The following is a 17,415-nucleotide window of genomic DNA, read 5'->3' as shown; positions in this document are numbered from 1 at the left end:
CTTGAACCGATGTGCCGGACCACGCTGACCCTGGGGCTGACCGGCCTGGCGCTCCTGCACGCCGGGCCGGCCGCGACCTGGCTGCCGGCCGTACGCCGCCGGCTGCCGGGACTGGCGGGGGAGGGCGACGCCGACCATGTCGCCCTGACGTTCGACGACGGCCCCGATCCCCGGTCCACGCCGGGTTTCCTCGCCGAACTGGACCGGCTCGGCTGCCGGGCCACCTTCTTCGTCGTTGGGGAGACCCTCGCCCGCCACCCGGAACTCGGGCGCCGCATCGTGGCGGAGGGCCACGAGATCGCCGTGCACGGCTGGCGGCACCGCAACGCGTTGCTGACCCGGCCCGGCCGGGTGACCGGTGAGATCGCCAGGGCGGCGGACCTCATGGCCGCCGTCACCGGAGCCGAGCCGGTCTGGTATCGGCCGCCGTACGGCGTGCTCAGCGCGGAGACCCTGACAGCCGCTCGCCGGCGCGGGCTGCGGCCGGTGCTGTGGACGACGTGGGGGAAGGACTGGACCCGCTCGGCCGACCCGGTCTCGGTGCTGGCCACGCTGGCCCCCGGCCTTCGCGGCGGAGCCACCGTGCTGCTCCACGACTGCGACCACACCTCGGCCCCCGGCGCCTGGCGCTCGGCCCTCGGCGCGCTTCCGGGGCTGGTGGCCCGATGCCGTGAACTCGGCCTGCGCGTGGGACCGCTCGCCGAGCACGGGGTGCCCTGAGCCGGTCCAAAGCCATTTTCGAGACGGCTTCCGTAGTCTTTTGTTGTGCTTTTCATTGCAGTTCCGTTGGCCTGTATTGGCGGGCGTTTTCCTCGCTGGGCGACGAGGGTCTCGGTATGCATTTGCCCTGGTCAACGCAACTGATGACTCGTCTCAGAGTCAAATCATGGTCGATATCGGGTCGACGTAACGATTGTCCGCCGCGCGATTGTTTACGGCGTCTCTCCAGGGAAATCGTGAACCCGTGTCATCGGCAGAGGGCGTCATATACAAGGCTCGCCGGGAGAATTTTCCCGTCGCATCACGGCTGTTGCCGCGCGGATACCGTCGCCACCTCATGGCGATCTACGGCTTCGCACGGTTCATCGACGACGTCGGAGACGAGGCCCCGCCCGCGGATTGCCCCCGCCTGCTGGACATCGTGGACAACGACCTGGGACGCCTGTACGCGGGGCGCACGCCGAAGGTGCCGGCGGTCGGCGCGCTGGAGCGCACCGTCACCGCGTTCGGGATTCCGGCGGAGCCGTTCCGGCAGCTGGTGCGGGCCGGGCGGCGCGACCAGGCGGTCACCCGGTACGAGAGTTTCGAGGAGCTGCTCGCCTACTGCGAGCTGTCCGCGAACCCGGTGGGGCACATCGTGCTGCACGTCTTCGGCGCCGCCGACGCGCGGCGGTGCGCGCTGTCGGACCAGGTCTGCTCGGCGCTGCAGGTGATCGAGCACTGCCAGGACGTGGGCGAGGACTACGCCCGGGGCCGCGTCTACCTGCCGGGCGCGGACCTGCGCCGGTTCGGCTGCACCGACGACGACTTCGTCCGCACGGCGACCTCTGACGGGCTGCGCCGCGTCGTCGCCCTGCAGACGACGCGGGCCACCGGGCTCCTGGACGCCGGGACCTCCCTCGTCGCGATGCTGAGGGGACCCGCACGGGTCGCGGTGGCGGGCTACATCGCAGGCGGCCGGGCCACGATCAACGCGCTCCAGGCCGCGGACCACGACGTCCTCGGCCAGGCGGTCCGCCCCCGGCGGTCACGGCTGCTGACCACGTGGCTGCGCGTCCTCGCGACAGGAAGGTGAGCCGGTGAGCGCATCCGAGGCCTATCGACACTGTGAGCAGATCGTCCGCACGCAGGCGCGGAACTTCTCCTACGGCATCCGCCTCCTGCCGGGGCCCAAGCGCCGCGCGCTGAGCGCCGTGTACGCGTTCGCCCGCCGGATCGACGACATCGGGGACGGGGACGGGCCCGCCGACAAGCGCCTGGAGCGTCTCGAGGAGGAGCGCGCCGCGCTGCACCGCCCGGTGGCCGACCCGGGGGACCACGTGCTCGTCGCCCTGAAGGACGCGGCCCGCCGTCTTCCCATCCCCCTCACCGCGTTCGACGAGCTCATCGACGGATGCACGGCCGACGTGCGCGGCACGACGTACACCCGGGTCGAGGACGCGGTGGAATACTGCCGCAGCGTCGCCGGCTCGGTGGGGCGCCTCTCCCTCGGAGTCTTCGGCACCGACGACATCGAGGCGGCCGCGCCGCTGGCCGACGCCCTCGGCATCGCCCTGCAGCTCACCAACATCCTGCGGGACGTCCGCGAGGACCGGCTGATCGGACGCGTCTACCTGCCGGCCGAGGACCTCGCCCGCTTCGGCTGCACGCTGGGCGTCGACGCCGACGGCGTGTTCACGGACCCGCCGGAGCGGCTCGCCTCGCTGATCCGGTTCGAGGCGGACCGGGCCCGCGGCTGGTACGTCCGGGGCCTGCGGCTGCTGCCCCTGCTGGACCGGCGCAGCGCGGCCTGCACGGCGGCGATGGCCGGCATCTACCAGTCCCTGCTCGAGCGGATCGCCACCGACCCGATGGCCGCGCTCGCCGCCCGCTCGGCCCTCCCGACCTGGGAGAAGGCCATGGTCGCGGCGCGCGCCCTCGTCGGAGCCGGCCGGTGACCGCCACTTCCGGAGACGCCCGCACGCCGGCGAACGAGCCGGGCCCTCGTCGGCCGGCGACCGCGTCCAGCCCAAGTGCGCCGGTCGCGGTGGTGGGCGGCGGCCTGGCGGGCATCGCCGCCGCGCTCGCGCTGGGCGAGGCCGGTCTCCCGGTGACCCTGTACGAGGCGCGCCCCCGGCTGGGCGGCGCCACGCACTCCTTCGCCCGCGACGGCCTGGTGGTGGACAACGGCCAGCACGTGTTCCTGCGCTGCTGCACGGCCTACCAGGGCCTCCTGAAACGGATCGGCGGCACGACGCGCGTCCGCCTCCAGGACCGCTTCGACCTGCGGGTGCTCACGCCGGCCGGGCGGTCCGGGCGGCTACGTCGCGCGGCGCTGCCCGGGCCGCTGCACCTGATGCCGGCCCTGGCGTCGTACGCCCTGCTCCGGCCGGCCGACCGGCTGCGGGCCGTACGGTGTGCGCTCGCCCTGCGCGGGCTGGACCCCGGCGACCCGGCTCTGGACCGGCTTGCCCTGGGGGAGTGGCTGGCCGCCCACGGCCAGGGCGGGGCCGCCCGGCGCGCACTGTGGGAGCTGTTCGCGGTCGCGGCACTGAACATCGGCGTCGAGGACGCGGCCCTCGGCCCGGCGGCCATGGTGTTCCGGACCGCACTGCTGGGCCGGGCGGACGCCGCCGACATCGGTGTCCCGGCCGTGCCCCTCGGCGACCTGCACGACACCGCCGCGCGAGCGGCGATCGAGCGACAGGGCGGGTCCGTACGGCCGGCGGCCAAGGTCACCGCCATCGAGCCGGGACCGGTGATCGTGGTGGACGGCGAGCGGATCGACGCGTCCGCCGTCATCCTCGCGACCCCGCACCGGCAGGCCGCGCACCTGGCGCCATGGGATGCCGCGCCCGATCGGAGCAGCTGGGCCGGGCTCGGCGAGAGCCCGATCGTCAACGTGCACCTGCACTACGACCGCCCGGTCAGCGACCTGCCGTTCGCCGCCGTCGTCGACTCGCCCGTGCAGTGGGTCTTCGACCGGACCCGGGCCACCGGCGTCCGCGGCGGTCAGTACCTCGCCGTCTCGGTGTCGGCGGCGGACCGCTGGATCGACGAGCCGACCGCCAAGCTCCGCGCGGAGTTCGTCCCGGCGATGGAGCAGCTGTTCCCCGCGACGCGGCGGGCACGGCTCGTCGACTTCTTCGTCACGCGCGAACGCCGCGCCACCTTCCGCCAGGCACCCGGCAGCGGGGCGCTCCGTCCCGCCGCCACCACCCGGTGGCCGGGCCTGTACCTCGCCGGCTCGTGGACCGACACGGGCTGGCCCGACACGATGGAGGGAGCCGTGCGCAGCGGACTCACCGCGGCCCGTCTGGTCCGGAAGAGGCTGACGGGGGCCGCCTCATGACGGCGACCGCCCCATCGTCGGTCGCCGGCGCGCGCCCGCTCGTCGAACCGGTCCTTCGCGCGGCCGTCGCGCGGCTCGATCCGATGACGGCCCAGGTCGCGGGCTACCACCTGGGCTGGTGCGACGCGTACGGCCGGCCCGCGACACCGGGCGGCAAGGTGCTGCGGCCCGCACTGGCCATCCTGTCGGCCCGGGCGGCGGGCGCGGACGTCGAGGAGTGCCTGCCGGCCGCCGCGGCGGTGGAGCTCGTGCACGCGTTCTCCCTGCTCCACGACGACATCATGGACGGGGACCGGACCCGCAGGCACCGGCCCGCCGCCTGGACCGTCTTCGGCCGGTCGGCCGCCATGCTCGCCGGCGACGCGCTGCTCGTCCTGGCCGGCGAGCTCCTGCTGGAGCTGGGCACCCGGGGCGGGGTGTGGGCGGCGCGCGGCCTCGCCGCCGCGGTCCAGCGGCTGATCGCCGGGCAGGCGTCGGACCTGGAGTTCGAGGCGCGGGACGACGTGAGCCTGGAGGAGTGCCGGCGGATGTCGGCGGACAAGACCGGCTCGCTGCTGGCCTGCTCCTGCTCGATCGGCGCGATGGTCGCCGGGGGGCCCGCTCACCTCGTGGCCGCGCTGGCGGCCTTCGGCGCGCAGGCGGGCCTGGCGTTCCAGCTCGCCGACGACCTGCTCGGAATCTGGGGGAGCCCGGAGGCCACCGGCAAACCGGTCCTGGCCGACCTGCGGGCCCGCAAGAAGAGCCTCCCGGTCGTCGCCGCCATCACCAGCGGCACGACGGCGGGCGAGCGCCTCGCCAAGCTGCTGGCCCACCCGGACCCGCTGTCCGAGACCGAGCTGGGCGAGGCCGCCCGGCTGGTCGAGGAGGCGGGCGGCCGGGCGTGGGCCGAGGCCGAGGCCGAGCACCGGCTCGACGCGGCCGAGCGCCAGCTGGCGACCCTGGACCTGCCCCGGGGCGTCCGCGCGGAGTTCGGGCAGATCATCCGTTTCATCGCATCCCGGGATCACTAGTGACCACAGAGCCCCGCCCGGTCGCCGCCGGCGCCGACGTCGCCCTCAAGGCGGCCTGCGACCACCTCCTCGGCCTGCAGTCCGCCGAAGGGTGGTGGAAGGCCGAGCTGCAGACCAACGTGACGATGGACGCCGAGGACCTGCTGCTCCGGGAGTTCCTCGGCGTCCGTACGCCGGAGGACACCGCCGAGGCCGCCCGCTGGATCCGCTCCGAGCAGCGCGAGGACGGGTCCTGGGCGAACTTCCACGACGGGCCCGGCGACCTGTCCACCACGATCGAGGCGTACGCGGCGCTGCGCCTGGCGGGGGACTCCGCCGACGCGCAGCACATGCGTTCCGCCGCCGCCTTCGTGCGCCGGAACGGCGGGATCGAGGGCAGCCGGGTGTTCACCCGGATCTGGCTGGCGCTGTTCGGGCAATGGCCGTGGACCGACCTGCCGGTCATGCCGCCGGAGCTGGTCTTCCTGCCGCCGTGGTTCCCCCTCAACGTCTACGACTGGGCGTGCTGGGCGCGGCAGACGGTCGTGCCGCTGACGATCGTGAGCGCGCGGCGTCCGGTCCGGCCCCTGCCGTTCGACCTGGACGAACTGCGCACCGGCCGCATGCCGCGCCGTCGGCCGCACCTCGGCTGGGACGGCTTCTTCGGGGCCCTCGACCGCGTCCTGCACCGGTACGAGCGGCGGCCCGTGCCGGGCCTGCGCCGCGCGGCCCTCCGGCGCGCCGCCGAGTGGATCGTCGCGCGGCAGGAGCCGGACGGCTCCTGGGGCGGCATCCAGCCGCCGTGGGTGTACTCGCTGATCGCCCTCCACCTGTCCGGCTACGGCCTCGACCACCCCGTCATGCGCCGGGGCCTGGCCGGGCTCGACCGATTCACGATCCGCGACGAGCGGGGCCGCCGCCTGGAAGCATGCCAGTCGCCGGTCTGGGACACCGCCCTCGCCGTGAACGCCCTGCGCGACGCGGGCGTGCCCGGCGACCACCCCGCCCTCGTCGGCGCCGCCGGGTGGCTGCTCGACGAGGAGGTCACGGGGCCAGGCGACTGGGCCGTACGGCGGCCGTCGCTGCCGCCGGGCGGCTGGGCGTTCGAGTTCGACAACGACGGCTACCCGGACACCGACGACACCGCCGAGGTCATCCTCGCCCTGCGCCGGGTCGCCCATCCGGGCGTGCGGCCGGCGATTGACCGCGGGCTGCGCTGGATGGCGGGCATGGCCTCGCGCGACGGCGGGTTCGCCGCGTTCGACGCCGACAACACCCGCGAACTGTGCCTGCGGCTGCCGTTCTGCGACTTCGGCGCGGTGATCGACCCGCCGTCCGCCGACGTCACCGCGCACGTGGTCGAGGCGCTGGCGCATGAGCTCCCGCCCGGATCGGACGACGTGCTGCGCCGCGCCGTCGTCTGGCTGCTCAAGGCCCAGGAGCCGGACGGCTCGTGGTTCGGCCGCTGGGGCGCCAACCACGTCTACGGCACCGGCGCCGTGCTCCCCGCGCTCGTCGCCGCCGGCGTGCGTCCGCACCGGCCGTGCGTCCGGCGGGCCGTCGACTGGTTCGAACGCCACCAGAACGACGACGGCGGCTGGGGCGAGGACCTGCGGTCGTACCGCGATCCCGCCTGGATCGGGCGCGGTCACTCGACGCCCTCCCAGACCGCCTGGGCGCTCATCGGGCTGCTCGCCGCCGGCGAGCGCTCGGCGGCGGTCGACCGGGGCGTGGAGTGGCTGGTCGGCACCCAGCGCGCGGACGGTACCTGGGACGAGCCCTACTTCACCGGCACCGGCTTCCCCGGCGACTTCTACATCAACTACCACCTCTACCGGCTGGTCTTCCCGATCAGCGCGCTCGGCCGCTACCTGGGTTCGGTGAGCCCGTGACCAGGCTGGTCATCTGCACCGCCCTGCGGATCGAAGCCCGGGCCGTCCGCCGCGGGCTGCCGCCGTCCGTCCGAGCCGGCGGTCCCGGGATGCCGACGTCCACCCGAGCCGGTGGTCGCGGGATGGCGCCGTCCGCGCCGGAGGTCCGCGTCATCCGGACCGGCCTCGGGCCGCGGCGCGCCGCCCGCGTCGCGCGGCGCCTGCCGGAGCACGAGGCGCTCGCCGTGACCGGGTTCGGCGGCGCGCTCGACGTCGGGCTGCGCCCCGGCGACGTGCTCGTGGCGACCGAGGTGCGCTTCGGCGAGCGGGTGTTCCCCTGCTCCTCGGCGGCGCGGATCGCCGAGGAACTGGCGCTCGCCGGCCTGTACGCCCGGACCGGACCGCTGTTCACCTCACCGCACCTGGTCACGGGCACGGAGCGGATCCGGCTCGCCGCCGCCGGCGTACGCGCCGTCGACATGGAGACCGGGCCGCTCGCCGAGGTCGCGGCCGGCACGCCGTTCGCCGCCGTACGCGTCATCGTCGACACCCCCGCCGTCCCGCTGCTGCGGGTCGGCACGGTCCGCCGCGTCCTGATCGCCCGGAGCAGGCTGCGCCGCGTCGCCCCGGTCCTCGTCGAGTGGGCGCGCATCGCCGGTCCCCGCTCCGCGACCCGGGCCCAGGATCAGCGGCGCAGGAGAGCCGGGTCCACGCCTCCGGAGGTCGAGTCATGACGATGCCGCTTCGCCAGAGCCTGCGCATCGGCGCCTACATCCTGGGCCGGAAGCTGCGGCGCACCCGGAAGTTCCCGCTGCTGGTGGAGCTGGAACCGCTGTTCGCCTGCAACCTCGCGTGCGCCGGCTGCGGGAAGATCCAGCACCCCGCGAACGTCCTGCGGCAGCGCATGCCGGTCGAGCAGGCGGTGGCCGCGGTCGAGGAGTGCGGCGCGCCCATGGTCTCGATCGCGGGCGGCGAACCGCTCATGCATCCGCAGATCGGGCGGATGGTCCGCGAACTCGTCGCACGCAAGAAGTACGTCTTCCTGTGCACCAACGCGCTGCTCATCCCCAAGAAGATCGACCAGTTCGAGCCCTCGCCGTACTTCGCCTGGACCGTGCACATCGACGGCCTGCGCGAACGCCACGACGCCTCGGTGTGCAAGCCGGGCGTCTTCGACGAGGCCGTCGCCGCCGTCCGCGAGTGCAAGCGCCGGGGGTTCCGCGTCACCGCCAACACGACCGTCTTCAGCACCGACAGCCCGAAGACGGTCGTCGACGTGCTGAACTACCTGAACGACGACCTGGCCGTCGACCAGATGATGGTCTCCCCGGCGTACGCCTACGACAAGGCGCCGGACCAGGACCACTTCCTCGGCGTCGAGGAGACCCGGCGGCTCTTCAGAGAAGTGTTCGCGGGCGGCGGCCGCCGGCGGTGGAGGTTCAACCACTCACCGCTGTTCCTGGACTTCCTGGAAGGGAAGACCGACTTTCCCTGTACGGCGTGGGCGATCCCGTCGTACTCGCTGTTCGGCTGGCAACGGCCCTGCTACCTGATGGCCGACGGCTACGCCCGGACGTACAAGGAACTCATCGAGGAGACCGACTGGGACGCCTACGGCCGCGGCCGCGACCCCCGCTGCGCCAACTGCATGGCGCACTGCGGCTACGAGCCCACGGCCGTGTTCGCCACGCTCGGCTCGCTGAAGGAGACCCTGCGCGCCGTACGGAGCGGCTGAGCGTCAGGCCGGTACGGGCCTGGGCCGGCGCACCGTACGGAAGGGCTGGGCGTCAACCCCGTCGTAGCGTCGGACACAACGCTCCGCCCCTACCCGGGAGGCTCGCGGGCTAACGGGTGCCCCGGTCAGCCGAGCTTCTTGGCCTTGAGCGCCTTCATCATCAGCGGCCACGCGGTGTGCATCTCCGGCTGCCACGTCGACCAGTCGTGGTAGCCCTTCTGGTAGATGTGCGCGGTGACGGGGATGTGCAGCTTGCGGAGACGGTTCACGAGCGAGACCGTCGTCGCCCCGCAGACGACCTCCTGGAGCTCCACCGGTTCCTTGCCGCCGGCCGGGTCGTGCGGGCCGGGCAGCCCGGTGAGGCCGCTGGCGAGGTAGAGCCCGGTCCCCTTGAGCTTCGCGGCGAGGACGTACGGGTCGTTCGCCTTCCAGTTCTTGTCGTCGATGCCGGGGACGCCCCAGATCCGGAACGGGTCGTACTTCTCGCTCGCCTCGAACATGACGAGGGCGGGCACGCCGGTCTGCGTGAGGTGCAGAACGCCGCTGAGCGAGACGGCGTACTTGAACATGCCAGGGTGGCGCGCGGCGTACTTGACCGCTCCGTATCCGCTGGACGACACGCCCATCGTGGCGCGCCGCGTGCCCGCGTGGTAGTTGCGCTGCATCAGCTGGAGGAGTTCGGAGGTGTGGAAGGTCTCCCACTTCGGGGTGCCGCGCTTGCCGCCGTTCCACCAGTCGGTGAACCAGCCCGCCCACCCGGTGTCGGGCATCACGACCATCACGTCCCACGAGGCGGCGACCTTCTCGATGTCGGTGCTCCGGGTCCACGACACGTACGTGTCCCGGCCTCCGTGGTAGGCGTACACGACCGGCCAGGACTTCTTGGCCGAGCGGGACCAGCTCCGCGGCACGAGGACACGGACCGGCACCGTCGCCCCCAGCGCCGGGGAGGAGACCGTGAGGTCGACGGTACGGGCGTCGATCCAGTGCTCAGCGGTGATCTTCGCGCCGTCGTCGGCGGTGACCCGTTTCACGGCCGCGTCGGCCGTATCGGCCAGGACGCCCGCCGAGGCGACCACCATCAGGAGGACACCGGTGAATCCGCGCGTGAAACCGCCACCGACCATGCGATGCTCCACCGCTCTCCGCACCCGCCCATGTCACCGGACGTAGTGATCAACTCGAGGAGTCATCACCTTTGCGGAATCGGGGGTCGTTCGCTGCGCACGGTACGCACGAAAACGGCGCGGCGATTGGCACCGGCGTACAAAACGCGGAACGGTCAGGGCGCGGTGGTGGCGAGGTGGACCGAATACTCCTGGGACCGGGCGAGCCGGCGCGCGGGGCAGCGGTGGAACAGCCGGGACCATCGACCGGGGCGGAGGGACTGCCCGACGAACAGCGCGTCGCCGTGCCGGGCGATCATCACTTCTCCCAGGCGCTTGTCGGGCCGACCGCTGAGGACGGCGAACTCCCAGGGCAGGCCGGTCGGATCGAGGATCTGGACGGAGTCGAGCCAGGCCTGCATCTCCATGATGTCTCGGCAGTCACGGCTGATCAGCGCCGCGCCGGGGGCGACGAGCGCCGTGAGCTCGCAGAGACTCGGTTGCGGGCGAACGTGCACACAGAGGATCTGCGCGCCGGTGCCGGCGGCCTCTTCCGCGGCCTGGGAGAGCGCGGCGCGGCCGGAGTCCGATCCGTCCACGCCCACGACGAACAGGGGCCGGTGCCGTGCGTCCCGGGCGGGGCCGTCGGAGCCCGGGGTGAATGACTCGTCCATCATGGCCTGCTCCTCACTCGAACTCCATAGTACGCTATATAGATGACCGATCGGGACGATGTGGCGACCAGAAGTGACGAATCGGAGGACCTTTTCGACGATTTCGTCGACGCCGTGCTGGATCTGCTGCGCGCGGCGCGGCGTACGGGCGGCGCCGCGAACAACGTCCCGGGAGACGCCATCTCCGTGCCGCAGCTCGTGGTCCTGGGAGCGATCGACGTCGTGGGGGACCGCGGGGTGTCGGCGGTCGCGGAGCAGGCCGGGCTGGCCCAGCCGACGGTCACCCGCGCCCTGACGGCGCTCGAGCGCAGGGGAATGGTCGCGCGGGCCCCGCACGCCCGCGACGGCCGGAGCATGTGCCTCACTCTGACCGCCGCGGGACGGGCCGTGCTGGAGGAGAAGCGACGGGACCTCGTCGGCCGCTTCGCCGAGATCTGGGAGTCCCTCGCCGCCGAAGAACGCGAACACGCCGTGTCCCTCGTCCGCCGGCTGTCGGCTGTCACCGACCGGCTGGTCTGAACCCGATCTCACCGGTCTTCACCGGGGCCGGCTCGTCTGAACCCGGTCCCCGGCTGTCATCGACCGGCTCGTCTGAACCCGATCCGGCCGGTTCGTCTGGAGCCGATTGCGCCGGTCGTCACCGGCCGGTTCGTCCGAACTCGGTTCCCGGCCGTTTCGCCGTCAGCGGGCCGAGCCGGCGCCGGCGAGGATGAGGCTGCCCTGGGGGAACGGGATGTCGATCCCCTCGTTGCGGTACCTGCGGTGTAGCCGCTTGATGAACTCATGCACGACGAGGTACTGGTCGGTGAACTCCCGGGTCCGCAGGTTGACCGAGAATCCGATGCTCGACTCGCCCATCGCGTTGAACCGGACGGAGGGCTCGTAGTCCGTCATTCCGCCGTCCACGGTGGCCATCACCTCCTGGGCGACGTCGAGGGTGACCTTCTCGACGTGCTCCAGGTCGCTGTGGTAGCCGATGACCACCTTCACGGAGATCGACATGTCCTGCGCCGGCCGGTGGTAATTCGTCACGATCGCGTCGGCGAACCGTGAGTTCGGGACCACGACCAGGTTGTCGGGCACCTGGCGGATCGTCGTGTTCCGCCAGTTGATGTCGATGATGTAGCCCTCCTGGCCGCTGTCCAGCCGTACGAAGTCGCCGGGCTGGACCTTCCTCGACGCCAGGATGTGCACTCCGGCGAAGAGGTTGGCGAGCGTGTCCTGCAGGGCCAGCGCGACCGCGAGGCCGCCGACGCCCAGCGCGGTCAGCAACGGGGTGATGGAGACCCCGAGACTCTGCAGCAGGATGAGGGCGCCGATCCCGACGACCACGACCCGGACGATGTTGACGAAGATCGTCGCCGATTGTGCGACGCCCGACCTGGCCAGCGCGATCGAGGAGACGACGCCGGCGGCGAAACGCGCGATCGCGATGGAGATCGTCAGGATGAGGACGGCCACCAGGACGCGGCCCGTCGTCGTCCGGATGCCCGGTTTGAGGTGCAGGATCAGCACCGAGACCCACAGGCCGAGGACCGTGCAGGGCACTACCGCGAGGTCGCGCAGCAGCTTGAAGAACAGGTCGTCCCAGGTCCAGCGGGTCTTCACCGCCCGGCGGGTGAGCCAGCCCAGGAGAGTGCGCAGGCCGAAGCCAGCTGCTGCCGCGGCGATGGTCACGGCCATCGCCACGACGAGTCGCTGCCAGTCCAACGGCTCGGTCACCGGCAGCCTCCCGCCGGGAGCCGGTCGTGTGATCTCGTGGAAAGGCACCAGTCGGCGGCCGGGCGACCGCCGTACTCTGTCGCCGGCCGAACGCAGCCGGACGTCATCATTCGATTCCTCCTTCTCGGGCTGGCGGCCCGGCCGGAGACCCCGCTTCGCGCGGGCGGCCAGGCCGGGAATCCCGCGAATGCCCCACCGGGTGCGGTGGCATTCGCCGGGCAGGGGCGCGTTCGCGGCGGCCGCCCGTCCCGTGTCCTGACGAGGACACTCTCGATGTCGGGCAAAGACCGCATCACGTCGCCGCTGACAAGATCGAGCGTAGCCAGCCCGGCGTTGGCGCGCGGGGAGATTGTGGCTTTTCTGGCGAAAAGCCAGGTAGGTGGCTTTTTTACGGAATGTCGCACCTGGGTGGTCACGCAGCGCAGTGGTTGGCCAGGTACGGCCAAGATCGCTACTGGCCGGTTGACCTGGTGGGGTTCGCCGTTTTAGATCTTGGTCACCGGTTCGACCGGGGGTTCGTCCGGCCGGCGGATCCCCGCCCCGGAGCCCCGACGACCTGCGCCGTGCACCGTAAGACCCCGCTCGGCGACCGCCTTCACCGAGGGCGGTGGCGCATCTCGACCGTGGCTGCACCATGCCACCACCTGAGAGGTATCTGGATGAAGTCGATCACGCGCCGCATCCTCGCCACGGCCACCGCCGCCCCCATCGTGCTCGCCCTGACCGCCCCCGCCGCCCACGCCGCCCCCTCCCCGGTCAAGGTCGACTTCACCTCGTGCCCCGACCGGCTGCCGGTCGGCGCCGACCCGGCCCAGTGGTGGTGCAACATCTTCGTCGTCGGCGGCGGATCCATGAAGCTCGGCGGCATCACCCAGCCGCTCACCGAGCGCATGACGATCAGCGTGGCCAACGGTCCCGACCACGCCGGCAAGCAGGTCCAGATCGTCACCGTCACCGCCAAGGCGATGACGGTGCCCGGCGGGGAGCTCGGCATCCCCGGCACCGAGAACATGCCCGGCATCAAGCTGCAGGCCCTGCCGAAGTACGTCGGGAACTTCGGGCTGTCCGTCGACGACAGCGGCAACCTGCACTCCACCATCGACCTGCGCATCAAGCTGATCAACGCGCTGCTGGGCACCACGTGCTACATCGGCACGAAGAAGACGCCGATCAAGCTGAACACGACGGTGGACCCGACGAGCCTCACCCCGTACGACGACGGCATCGTCGGCCTGACCCTGAACGACAACGCCTACAGCGTCCCGGGGGCGAGCGGCTGCGGCGTCCTCACCCCGATCGTGAACCTCCGCGGCGGCCTGCCCGCCGCCTCCGGCCAGAACACGGCGAGCATGCGCACCTACCTCGCGAGCAAGGTCTACACCGACCTGTACCCCGCCCTGCGCAAGAAGGCGCGGTCCAAGCCCGCCAAGAACCGGCTGCCCTTCAACCTGCCGAAGACGATCCTGCGGCACAAGTAGCCGGGCGCGGCCCGCCGCCGCTGGCGGGATCCGCGCCCTCGGGACCGCCCGGGGCGGACTTGCCGGACCAAGTTCGTCCCGGGCATCCGTTTCTCGCCGAGTCGGCGCCCGAACGTGAACGCGGACACCGCGCGCGTGCACCGCGGATACCTTCGCCTCCGAGGAGACCCACCGCGTGTACGGGCGCGGCATCGGCCGGTCCGCGCCGGTTCGATCACGCGTGCGGCCACATCCCGGCCGTCCCGGTCATGAGCCGTCGGCCGGAACGGCGGTCAGGGCCGCCATGTCGAGGGCGAGCGGCCGGGTGTCGACCAGGTGAAAACCGGCGACGCGCAGCAGCCGGCGGTACTCCTCGTAGGTGCGTTCCCGCCCGCCGATGTTGTTGACGGCCATGTGCACGTCCCAGGCGATGGCCAGGGACGGTGTGCCGTCCGTCGGGATGGGGCGTTCGATGATGACCAGCCGGGCGGTCTCCGACATGGCCTGGCGGCAGTTCGCCAGGATCTTCAGGCACTGTTCGTCGTCCCAGTCGTGGAGGATGCGGGAGAGCAAGTAGACGTCGCCGCCCTCCGGCACCCGCTCGGTGAAGTCGCCGCCGATGACCTCGCACCGGTCGAGCAGGCCGTCCTTCTCGAGCTCCTCGCGGGCCGCGTCGACCACCGCAGGCTGGTCGAACAGCACGCCCCGGGTGGCGGAAGCCGCCACGAGGATGTGGCGGAGCAGGTCGCCGTGGCCGCCTGCGACGTCGACGACGGTGCCCGCGTCGGTGAAGTCGATCACCTTGGGGACGCCGCTGAACCACGATGACCCGGCCGCCATGGCGCCGTGGAAGACGCTTGCCTGGTCAGGATGCTCGTTCAGGTAGTCGAACGGCGGCATGCCCAGGGCGTGCTCGAAGGCGTTCTCACCCGTGCGGACGGAATGCGAGAGGGAGCCGAAGCTGCGGTAGAAGATCCCGCCGTACAGCCGGGCGACGTCGCGGAGTGCTCCGGTCCGCAGCGTCATGCCGAGCCCGGTCAGGCTCCATCGCCCGTCGTCCCGGCGCAAGACGTCCAGTGACTCCAGGTACCGCAGTACCCGGTGCAACAGGTCGGGGTCGGCGTTCGTCAGCGTGGCGAGCTCGGCGCTGGTCGCCGGGTGTGACTTCAGGTGGTCGGCGATGCCGAGCTCCGCGGCCGCGCACAGGGCCTGGGTGGTCCACGCACCGGTCAGCAGGTCCAGCATCCGCCGCGTCGCCTCCTCGTCGGCGGGCGGCTCCGGCGCGGTGCGGGCCGGACGAGACGATTCCGACGACCGCAGGTGGGTGGCCAGCAGATCATGATGGCCGTCGACGAGCAACTCCAGCCTGCGCGGCCACCCCTGGGGCGCGACGAGACCCTCGGTGCGGAAGTACAGTACGGTGCGGCCCGCCGGGCCTTCATAAGGGTTGAATCCGCCGCCGTCGGGCGCCATTCCCGCAGGGCCGGTGAGCAGCTCCCACAGCCGTTCCGTCAGGTGTGGTTCGGGCGCGGCGACGTCGATTGCGAAATGTGTTTCATGGTTGGCCCGGCGTTCATCGTCCAGCAGCCGTTGGAATCTCTCACCTGACCCCACTGGGCAAAGGAATATCTCGATTTCACCGACATGGTCTGGTTCCGCATCGGAAATGGCGGCATGTACGATCTGGACCTGCAGGTCCGCGTCGGGAATGCCATATCGGCGGGCCACCCTTTCGCGTACGACGGTGCTCGGCCGCGGCGCCCCGGGGTTCAGCCCGATATCGGTCAGTGAGGCGGCGAGGGCGCTCGGTCCGGACGGGAACACCATGACCGAGCCGTGCGCGACGCGGCAGTGCCGTGCGATCTCCGCGGCGACGTGCTCGGGCGTGCCACTGGGCAGGAGCTCGGCGAGCAGTTTGCCAGTGCTCAACGACCGGGTGAAGTCCATGACCCGTCGGATGCGCCCGGCATCGATGTCCCCGAGGGGCATATCGCCGGTGACCCCGGCTTCATCAATGGAATGCTCGCCTTCGAATGTTTCCATGACATTCTCCCGAATCGCTGGATACTTACCTGATTGTCGAGTCGGTGACTTACCGGCTGTAGTCAGGGCGCGTCATGCCGTGCGCAGTTCGGTGGCTTATTGAACTCGTGTCCGACTGGTGTCTCCGTATCGGTCGCCGCAGTGGTGATTCCGTGAGAACTCCATCGTCGGGATCATCGACGATGATCATCGTTCCACATGGGCCTGGGGTCGCGTGCCGGTTCGGGAGTTCCTGCTTCGGTCGCCGACTACTGGGGAAGCCGCGACCTGCGAGGTTCGGGAGCCCTGAGCTGTCGGTCGATCATCTGGCCGGAGCTGGACGCGCCACGGTGAGCCGTTGGACGACGACGCGACGGCCCCGCTCTTCTGCCCATCAAAGGCCAGGGAGCGGGGCCATTTCGTGCTGACCGAGGCTGATGCCGTTTGACTCCACGGCGACCCGGAGCGGCGGAACATAGGTGTGGGGTGCGGACTGCACTGGATCCGTGCCGAGGGGTCCGCCTACGAGGTCGGTCTCCGACACCCGCAGGGCTCGGGCGAGCTCTGCGATGTGGGGTCGGCGGCGACCGCGGGTCAGGCCGTCGCGAGGATGTCGGCGAGGAGCCGCGCGGCGTGGTGTGCGTCGGTGTGGGTGACGTAGAGCGGGGCGAAACCGAAGCGGAGGACGTCGGGGGCGCGGAAGTCGCCGACGACCTCGCGCTTGATCAGCTCCGTCATGACGGCTTCGGCGGCCTCGTGGCGGAGGGACACCTGGTGGCCGCGCCGCTCGTCCCGAGGCGTCAGCACCTCCACCGCGCCGGACGGGAGCAGCTCGTCGACGCACTCGATGAAGAAGCCCGTCAGGGACAGGCCCTTGGCGCGGACGTCGGTCAGGGCCACGCCGTCCCAGACCTCCAGAGCCGACTCCAGTGTTAGCAGGGACAGGATGTCGGGGGTGCCGCAGCGGGCCCGCTCGACGCCCTCGGCCGGGACGTAGTCCGGGGCCATGGCGAACGGCTCGCGGTGGCCGCCCCAGCCGGACAGCGGCTGGTCGAACGTCTCCTGCAGGTCACGGCGTACGTAGATGAACGCCGGTGCGCCGGGGCCGCCGTTCAGGAACTTGTACGTGCAGCCGACCGCGAGGTCGACGCCGAGCGTGTCCAGCGCGATCGGGAGCACGCCGACGCTGTGGCACAGGTCCCAGACGACGCGGGCGCCGGCCGCGTGGACCAGCTCCGTCACGGCCGCCATGTCGTGCAAGCGGCCCGTCCGGTAGTCCACGTGGTTGAGCAGCGCCACGGCGGTGCGCTCACCGAGCGCCGCCGGAAGGTCGTCGACGTGCACCGCCCGCAGCACCGTGCCGGTGAGCTCGGCGACCGACGCCGCGATGTACCCGTCGGTGGGAAACGTCGCGGCGTCGACGAGGATCTCCCGCCGCCCGGGGGCGAGCCGTACGGCGGCGACGAGGGCCTTGAAGATGTTCACGCTCGTCGAGTCGGCGACGACGACCTGGCCGGGGGCGGCCCCGACCAGCGGGGCGATCCGCTCGCCGACCCGCCGGGGCGCCTCCCACCAGCCCTCCGACCACGACCGGATCAGCCGCCCGCCCCACTGCTCGCGGACGACCCTCCCCACGTGGTCGGCGACCCGCTGGAGCGGGGCGCCGAGGGAGTTGCCGTCGAGGTAGACGGTGCCGGGCGGCAGGTCGAACTCGGCGCGCAGGCGCGCCAGGGGGTCGGCGGCGTCGAGCTCGGCGGCGCGTACGGTCAGGTCCATCAGCGGCGATCC

The 17,415-nt window shown here is 71.9% G+C and carries 15 protein-coding genes; 10 read left to right on the top strand and 5 right to left on the bottom strand.

The features are described 5' to 3' along the window. Positions 1–9 precede the first annotated feature (9 nt). The 8 genes from AB0I04_RS45905 (at position 10) to hpnH (ending at position 8,646) form a co-directional block, all read left to right on the top strand. The gene (locus AB0I04_RS45905) at positions 10–720 is read left to right on the top strand and encodes a polysaccharide deacetylase family protein (protein ID WP_360899868.1); all 711 of its coding nucleotides are present in this window, start codon (positions 10–12) and stop codon (positions 718–720) included. A gap of 244 nt (positions 721–964) precedes the next feature. After that, a complete protein-coding gene (hpnC, locus tag AB0I04_RS45900; RefSeq protein WP_360899865.1) occupies positions 965–1,795 on the top strand; it encodes a squalene synthase HpnC in 831 nt (276 codons plus the stop codon). Between the two features lie 4 nt (positions 1,796–1,799). After that, positions 1,800–2,657, top strand: a complete 858-nt coding sequence (locus AB0I04_RS45895) for a squalene/phytoene synthase family protein (RefSeq protein ID WP_360899862.1) — start codon at positions 1,800–1,802, stop codon at positions 2,655–2,657. Then, positions 2,654–4,051: a hydroxysqualene dehydroxylase HpnE gene (hpnE, locus tag AB0I04_RS45890; protein ID WP_360899859.1), complete on the top strand. Its 1,398-nt coding sequence runs from the start codon at positions 2,654–2,656 to the stop codon at positions 4,049–4,051. Before AB0I04_RS45895 ends, hpnE begins: the two co-directional genes overlap by 4 nt. Then, positions 4,048–5,061: a polyprenyl synthetase family protein gene (locus tag AB0I04_RS45885; RefSeq protein WP_360899856.1), complete on the top strand. Its 1,014-nt coding sequence runs from the start codon at positions 4,048–4,050 to the stop codon at positions 5,059–5,061. Before hpnE ends, AB0I04_RS45885 begins: the two co-directional genes overlap by 4 nt. Continuing rightward, entirely contained in the window at positions 5,061–6,932 is a 1,872-nt protein-coding gene (gene shc / locus AB0I04_RS45880) for a squalene--hopene cyclase (protein WP_360899853.1), read from the top strand. The genes AB0I04_RS45885 and shc overlap by 1 nt, the downstream gene beginning before the upstream one ends. Continuing rightward, positions 6,929–7,645 carry a hypothetical protein gene (locus tag AB0I04_RS45875; protein WP_360899850.1) on the top strand — a complete coding sequence of 239 codons (717 nt, stop codon included), beginning with the start codon at positions 6,929–6,931 and terminating at the stop codon, positions 7,643–7,645. The genes shc and AB0I04_RS45875 overlap by 4 nt, the downstream gene beginning before the upstream one ends. Further along, on the top strand, positions 7,642–8,646 hold the full coding sequence (gene hpnH, locus AB0I04_RS45870) for an adenosyl-hopene transferase HpnH (protein ID WP_360899847.1): 1,005 nt from the start codon (positions 7,642–7,644) through the stop codon (positions 8,644–8,646). Before AB0I04_RS45875 ends, hpnH begins: the two co-directional genes overlap by 4 nt. 125 nt (positions 8,647–8,771) lie before the next feature. On the opposite strand, the gene AB0I04_RS45865 is transcribed toward hpnH, so the two are convergent. Together AB0I04_RS45865 and AB0I04_RS45860 are read right to left on the bottom strand one after the other, a co-directional pair. After that, positions 8,772–9,773 carry an alpha/beta hydrolase family protein gene (locus tag AB0I04_RS45865; protein WP_360899844.1) on the bottom strand — a complete coding sequence of 334 codons (1,002 nt, stop codon included), beginning with the start codon at positions 9,771–9,773 and terminating at the stop codon, positions 8,772–8,774. Between the two features lie 155 nt (positions 9,774–9,928). Continuing rightward, positions 9,929–10,429, bottom strand: coding sequence for a universal stress protein (locus tag AB0I04_RS45860; RefSeq protein WP_360899841.1), 501 nt, complete (start codon positions 10,427–10,429; stop codon positions 9,929–9,931). 39 nt (positions 10,430–10,468) lie between these two features. Here AB0I04_RS45860 and AB0I04_RS45855 point away from each other — a divergent pair, with 39 nt between their 5' ends. Continuing rightward, on the top strand, positions 10,469–10,945 hold the full coding sequence (locus tag AB0I04_RS45855; RefSeq protein WP_360899838.1) for a MarR family transcriptional regulator: 477 nt from the start codon (positions 10,469–10,471) through the stop codon (positions 10,943–10,945). Positions 10,946–11,107: 162 nt separating this feature from the next. Here AB0I04_RS45855 and AB0I04_RS45850 read toward each other — a convergent pair whose 3' ends face one another. Beyond that, complete coding sequence (locus AB0I04_RS45850; RefSeq protein ID WP_360899835.1) at positions 11,108–12,148, bottom strand: mechanosensitive ion channel family protein; 1,041 nt, start codon at positions 12,146–12,148, stop codon at positions 11,108–11,110. A 659-nt stretch (positions 12,149–12,807) separates the two neighbouring features. Here AB0I04_RS45850 and AB0I04_RS45845 point away from each other — a divergent pair. Continuing rightward, complete coding sequence (locus AB0I04_RS45845; protein WP_360899832.1) at positions 12,808–13,626, top strand: hypothetical protein; 819 nt, start codon at positions 12,808–12,810, stop codon at positions 13,624–13,626. Positions 13,627–13,872: 246 nt separating this feature from the next. Here AB0I04_RS45845 and AB0I04_RS45840 read toward each other — a convergent pair whose 3' ends face one another. Both AB0I04_RS45840 and kynU read right to left on the bottom strand, forming a co-directional pair. Then, positions 13,873–15,648, bottom strand: a complete 1,776-nt coding sequence (locus tag AB0I04_RS45840) for a methyltransferase (protein WP_360899829.1) — start codon at positions 15,646–15,648, stop codon at positions 13,873–13,875. 573 nt (positions 15,649–16,221) lie between these two features. Beyond that, the gene (kynU, locus tag AB0I04_RS45835) at positions 16,222–17,403 is read right to left on the bottom strand and encodes a kynureninase (protein ID WP_360899826.1); all 1,182 of its coding nucleotides are present in this window, start codon (positions 17,401–17,403) and stop codon (positions 16,222–16,224) included. Between the last annotated feature and the right edge of the window lie 12 nt (positions 17,404–17,415).

It is taken from the genome of Actinoallomurus sp. NPDC050550 (genome assembly GCF_040655075.1).
Classification (GTDB): domain Bacteria; phylum Actinomycetota; class Actinomycetes; order Streptosporangiales; family Streptosporangiaceae; genus Actinoallomurus.
The sequence above is the reverse complement of the archived record's forward strand: the minus strand, read 5'-3'. Positions and strand labels throughout refer to the sequence as shown.